Origin of the sequence: Candidatus Kuenenia sp., from assembly GCF_039794105.1 — a bacterium.
In the GTDB taxonomy this organism is placed as follows: domain Bacteria; phylum Planctomycetota; class Brocadiia; order Brocadiales; family Brocadiaceae; genus Kuenenia.
Genome location: NZ_JBDIWA010000075.1, coordinates 1 through 2553 on the forward strand (window position 1 = coordinate 1; position 2553 = coordinate 2553).

4 protein-coding genes are annotated in these 2553 nt (G+C 41.2%); all 4 read left to right on the top strand.

What is annotated here, in order from left to right; all coding sequences use genetic code 11:
• Window positions 1-671, top strand: a 671-nt coding sequence (locus tag ABJL82_RS16530) for an aminotransferase class III-fold pyridoxal phosphate-dependent enzyme (protein WP_347275812.1), incomplete at its 5' end; no start/stop codon positions are given.
• A 126-nt stretch (window positions 672-797) separates the two neighbouring features.
• Entirely contained in the window at window positions 798-1370 is a 573-nt protein-coding gene (locus tag ABJL82_RS16535; protein WP_347275813.1) for a cytochrome b N-terminal domain-containing protein, read from the top strand.
• A 168-nt stretch (window positions 1371-1538) separates the two neighbouring features.
• Complete coding sequence (locus tag ABJL82_RS16540) at window positions 1539-1796, top strand: hypothetical protein (protein ID WP_347275814.1); 258 nt, start codon at window positions 1539-1541, stop codon at window positions 1794-1796.
• A gap of 447 nt (window positions 1797-2243) precedes the next feature.
• Window positions 2244-2553: NAD(P)-binding domain-containing protein (locus tag ABJL82_RS16545; RefSeq protein WP_347275815.1), on the top strand; the 310-nt coding region annotated here is incomplete at its 3' end.

The window sequence follows — 2553 nt, forward strand, 5'->3', positions numbered from 1 at the left end:
CCTTAATAATTGAACCGATACAGGGAAACGGGGGAATTATTACACCGCCTCCAGGGTATTTTCAACTCATAAGGGAGATCCTCAATAAATATAAGGTACTCCTGATAACGGATGAAGTGCAGACGGGTTTTGGCCGTACCGGAAAAATGTTTGCCATTGAACATTGGGGCGTTGTGCCTGATATTATGTGTATGGCAAAGGCATTGGCGAACGGAACACCCCTGGGTGCTTTTATTACCAATGACGCTGTTGCGTCGGCATATACCAGGCCCGGGGCTTCAACAACCGGGGGGAATCCCGTATCGGCAACCGCCGCACTTGCCACAATTGACGTCATTGAGAATTATCGTCTTGTTGAGAAGGCAAAAGAACTGGGCGATTATTTTAAAAACGCATTGAACGATTTGCAGCAAAAATACCGCATTATCGGCAACGTCAGAGGAATGGGCCTTATGCTGGGCGTGGAGCTGGTAAAAGGGGATAAAATCCCGGCGTTTGACGAAACAGATAATATTTTGGAACAATTAAAGGATCTGGGAATCCTTGCGGGCAAGACAGGTATATCAAGGAATGTACTCACATTCCAGCCACCTCTGGTGATTACACAAAACGACATCGACCACCTTTGCGTAGTGTTAGAGAGTATTTTATCAAAAGTATCAGATGGCTAACTATAGTCAAACAAATCTATGGTCAGAGGTCAGAAGTCAGAAGTCAGAACTCAGAAGTCAGAGGTCAGAGGTCAGAGGTCAGACCATATTTGTTTGGCTATATTGTTAGGAGGTTACAGGAATTACATGTTTAAACCGGGCGCATCGATAAATGAATCCCAAAATACCGGTATTTTAAAGGAAATCATCGAAACAAACATAACCAGGAAACTAATCCCTAAGGGACTGAGTTGGTTCGGGTGTATGGGGGGATTATCGCTGCTTGCTTTTTTAATCCAGTTGGGAACAGGCATATTTCTTATGTTCTATTTTATTCCCAGCCCAAATGAAGCGGCAGCAAGTTTTCAGCGTGTGAGCCATAGCGTTCCGTATGGATGGTTGATTCAGCGCATCCATTCCGTTGGACCACATATTATGATTGGAATGGTTTTCAGCCATATGCTCAGGATTTATTTTAAAGGAATTTACCGGCATCCAAGGGAGTTACACTGGGTATCTGGGGCAAACCTCCTTATTTTAACGCTGCTCATGTATTATACCGGCGGTTTTTTAAAGGCAAATACTGCCGCGGAATTATCGAAATTCCAACTTACTTGTTTTTACACATTACACATTGCCGGTATTCCGCTTGCAATGATGTTCTTTATGGGTATGCATTTTTTTATGGTGAGAAAAACCGGGATATATGAGCAATTATAATTTTCAAAAAACATAGGGGACGAAACAACACGTAAAGCACATAACGGTAAAATGCTGCCACATAAATTCACTAATACCCGCCTCTATTCTGCCGATAAATCTGCTACCGTTGAATGTTGAATTTATTCCTCAAAACAGTAAGACAGACAATTTTAGAAAGAAATTATCATGTTAAATGCGACTGGAAACACAAACTATACCGCCATTGCGGCACATATCGCAGTTCTTGCCCCAAAGCATGATCCCAAAAAAGAATCTATCCTTAAGAGAACCAAAATACAATCAACAAACAACTCAAACAAGTCCGGGGTAAGCACCGAAGGCGAACCGGAACAACCACATACCGTGCATTCAAAACCGCAAAGCCCTGAAAACAATCCGGAACATAATGAAGCGCCTGTTTCCAGCATTGACTTTGTCTCATAACTTCTGCCTTTTGCCTGCTTGAAATTAGAATCTATCATGTATTATCAGGCAAAAAAACTCTCACGCTGCGTTATAGACATTCTTGCAATCATTTTTTTTGTTGCAATTTTTTGCATAACTAACTATTATCTTGTCCCTTATAAACTACAATATAGTAATATTTTTTTGTAACTATTCAGCGTAAATGCCACACGGCTCGTTCCCAAACTCCGGTTTGGGAATGTACTTGTTAGAGAAACTCCGGTTTCTCGCCTGTCTGTTGAGAGATAGGGAATAAAATCACATGATTCAGACAGTTTATAATTTGTCAAGTCAAACTCTCACCGGAAACAGAGTTTCCAGTGCAATTGCGTTCCCAAACTGGAGTTTGGGAACGAGTTACGTTCTGAGCTCCGGTAGTTTAATAAATTACGCTGAATAGTTACGATTTTTTACCAATTTTTAGTTATGGAAAAATTGCTGGAAAAAATTAAAACAAAAAAGGCAAAAATAGGCATAATTGGTCTTGGTTATGTCGGCCTTCCCCTTGCGCTTGAGTTTGTGCGCAGCGGATACTGTGTGACAGGCATTGATAAAAACAAAGACCATGTCGCCTCTCTGAACAGGGGAAAATCATATATTGGAGATGTTAAAGACGAAGATATTGCGCAATTTGTAGAAAAAGGACTTTTTCTTGTAACCGATGACGCCGCCGTCATATCTACACTTGACGCCATAAGTATATGCGTGCCAACTCCTTTAACAAAAACGAAAGACC

What these genes read in the sequence shown, in the direction of transcription:
- ABJL82_RS16535 (WP_347275813.1), top strand. Translation starts at nt 798, where the DNA reads ATGTTTAAACCGGGCGCATCGATAAATGAATCCCAAAATACCGGTATT.
- ABJL82_RS16540 (WP_347275814.1), top strand. Translation starts at nt 1,539, where the DNA reads ATGTTAAATGCGACTGGAAACACAAACTATACCGCCATTGCGGCACAT.